At 36.3% G+C, this 1,072-nt stretch carries 1 protein-coding gene; it reads left to right on the forward strand.

The genetic code is table 11. From position 1 onward, the window contains the following. Nucleotide 1: 1 nt before the first annotated feature. Nucleotides 2-1,072 (forward strand): IS701 family transposase (locus ABD985_RS21225; protein WP_345375345.1); only part of this gene is annotated, 1,071 nt, incomplete at its 3' end.

Below are 1,072 nucleotides of genomic sequence, written 5' to 3' on the forward strand. Positions count from 1 at the left end.
TATGGAAAGACGAGATGCATTTCAGCTATATGTTGATTACCTGTTAGCAGGTACAACAAAGGCAACAGCCACGGGCTTGTCTGCCGCTTTAGATGAGCAAATCAAGCATGACTACATCAGTGATTGCCTAAATCAAGACGTATTGGGCAATAAAGCCTTATGGAAAGAAATAAAATCTTTAGTTCGACGTGTTGAGTCTCAAGAAGGGTACCTTTCCATTGATGACGTGATTGTTGAAAAACCTCATTCTACGGTTAACGAAATCATCAACTATCACTTTGACCATACTAAAGGTAAATCAGTAAAAGGAATCAATATTCTGAACTTTTTATTGACAAGCCCTTTCAAGGGACAGGATATCAATCTGCCCTTGGCCTTTCATATCATTCATAAAACGGAAAAGGTGGAGGATAAAGATGGTAAAGTGAAAATGAAGAGTAAGCAAACGAAGAATGAAATCATGCGTGATCAACTTCATCGTGTGGTGTTTCTCAACAAGGTTTTGTTTAAATATGTCTTGTTTGATATCTGGTTTTCAGCTTCTGAAAACTTGAAATATATCCATCAAAAACTTAAGAAAAGTTTCATTTGTCCATTAAAGACCAACAGGCTTATAGCCTTGTCTCTTGAGGATAAGATGGCTGGTAAATTTATTCGTATTTCGGATGTTAAAATAGAAAACAGTCAAGTTATACAAGTGTACGTTAAAGGATTAGATTTCCCTGTATCACTTGTAAAGCAGGTTTTCATAAACAAAGACCATTCAACTGCAGAACTATTTTTGATTACCAATGATACAAATATCGATCACCAGAAAATCACTACGATCTATCAGAAAAGATGGAAAGTAGAGGAATGTCACAAGTCATTAAAACAAAATACATTGCTGGGAAAATCTCCAACGAAAATGGAAACAACTCAGAGCAATCACATATTCGCTTCCATGCTCGCCTTTATCAAGCTGGAGCGCCTTAAAATCAAAGAACGTTTAAATCACTTTGCACTAAAAGCAAAGCTATATTTGAGGAGTATTCAAGCAGCTATGACCGAGCTTCACGCTATGCAAAAAACT

This window comes from Algivirga pacifica (genome assembly GCF_039543525.1).
Taxonomy (GTDB): domain Bacteria; phylum Bacteroidota; class Bacteroidia; order Cytophagales; family Flammeovirgaceae; genus Algivirga; species Algivirga pacifica.